Source organism: Pantoea sp. ME81 (assembly GCF_903970985.1).
GTDB lineage: Bacteria > Pseudomonadota > Gammaproteobacteria > Enterobacterales > Enterobacteriaceae > Pantoea > Pantoea communis.
Genome location: NZ_CAJCKS010000328.1, coordinates 1 through 1,981 on the forward strand (window position 1 = coordinate 1; position 1,981 = coordinate 1,981).

A 1,981-nucleotide genomic window follows, 5' to 3' on the forward strand; every position below is an offset into this window, starting at 1 on the left:
AGTGAAGCGGCCGAGATAATTGAACAGCACCTGTGGCGCATGGTCGGCGGCCAGTTTCGCCAATGTAATGCCACGGTGGGCATCCAGCCAGCGCAGTTGGCCATAACCGATGCCGCGATCCGGCACGGCACGCAGCGCGGATTTCACCGCGCGCACGCTGTCATTGAGGTCGGCCGAAGCAGGCAGGGCGAGCAGCAGTGGAAACTCCGCTGTCAGCCAGCCCACCGTGCGCGCCAGATCCTGATGATCGTGCAACTCGGCACGGCCGTGTGACTCCAGCGTAACGCGTTGTAACGCACTGCCGTTCATGCTGCGCAGCGCCAGTGAGAGCAGCGTCAGCAGTAACTCTTCGCTGGTGGCACGGAACTGCTGCGGCAGGGTATTCAGCAAGGCAGAGCTGGTGGCCACATCCAGCAGGGTGCGCTGATGCAAGACACGCTCGTTACCCGTTAAGGCGCGCTCACCCAGCGCCGGCAGCGGCTCTTCCAGCATGCGTTGCCAGAACGGCATTTCGCTGGCGCGTGATGCCAGGTTAGCCAGCAGCGTAGCGGACCAGTCATGCAGCGAGGTCTCTTCGGCAGGCAAGGTGATCGGTGCTCCGTTTAGCAGTGCATCACCGGCCTGTTGCAGTTCATCCAGCAACACGCGCCACGACACGCCATCCACCACCAGATGGTGCAGCGTTAACACCAATCCGCAGCTTGTGCCTTGTGTCTGGAGCAGGGTTGCCTGTAGCAATGATCCTGCTGCCGGATCGAGGCGTGCTGCATCGTCACGGAAGGCCTGATCGGCGGCCTGGTCACATGCTGACACTTCGATAACACGACAACGCGCAGGGCGCGCAGAGAGCGATTCGCCCACCACTAACTGCTTATCACGCGTGAAGGCGTTGAGGGCTGGATGTGTGTTGGTAAGCTGTTCAATCAGCTGTTCCAGCTGCGCGAGTTGCAGCTCTGGCGGCACCGATAGCAGCACGCCGTGAGCGAAGCGCGCGTTAATGCCCGCCTGCGCATGGAACCAGTGCAGAATCGGCAGACCACCAATCGCGCCCTGTTGCGACACGCGGGCATGTTGAGAATGCTGTGCCAGCGGGGCTAAATCTTGTGCCATGCGTGCGGCGGTGCGTTCGGCAAAAATGTCTCGCGGGCGCAGCATATAACCAGCGCGGCGAGCGGCGGTGCTAAGGCCCATCGCCGAAATGCTGTCACCACCGAGTGAGAAGAAGTCATCCTCCGCACCGACGCTCTCCAGCCCGAGCAGGCTGGCCATCGCCTGACAAATCAACGCTTCCTGCGGGGTGCGCGCCGCGCGGCTTTGCTGTTGCTGAGCCTGATGGGGTTTCGGCAGAACCTGGCGGTCTATTTTGCCATTCACATTCAGTGGTAGGTCATCCAACACCATCAGCACGGCTGGCAGCATATAGTCCGGCAACTGGCTACCCAACTGCGCCAGCAAGCGGTTGCTGAGTTGCGGATCGGCGCGCAGGACATCATCCTGCACTGAGCAGTAGCCAATCAAACGGTGCGTGGCGCCGATCACTTCGGCAATCACCACTGCGGAACTCACTTCGGGCAGCGCCACCAGCGCGTTTTCAATTTCACCCAGTTCGACGCGGAACCCGCGCACTTTGATCTGGTGATCCACGCGTCCGATAAACGCCAGTTGACCATCCTGACGCCAGCGCATCACATCGCCGCTGCGATACATCACCTCGCCTTCGCGGAAGGGGTTAGCCACAAAGCGGGCGGCTGTCAGATCCGGGCGGCGCAGATAGCCGCGCGCGATGCCGGTTCCGGAAATATAGAGTTCGCCGGTGCAGCCAATCGGCACCGGACGCAACTGGCTGTCGAGCAGATAAACCTGGCTGTTGCCCACCGGGCGACCAATCACCGGCTGCGGGGAAGCCAGCACGCTGGCACCAAGAGTATCGATGGTGTACTCAGATGGGCCGTAATAGTTGTGGATTTCCATCTGCTGCTGT

Annotated in this window: 1 protein-coding gene; it reads right to left on the minus strand. The window is 61.3% G+C overall.

The window, feature by feature from the left end:
- Window positions 1-1,981, minus strand: a 1,981-nt coding sequence (locus H7A81_RS27005; protein WP_182059307.1) for a condensation domain-containing protein, incomplete at both ends; no start/stop codon positions are given.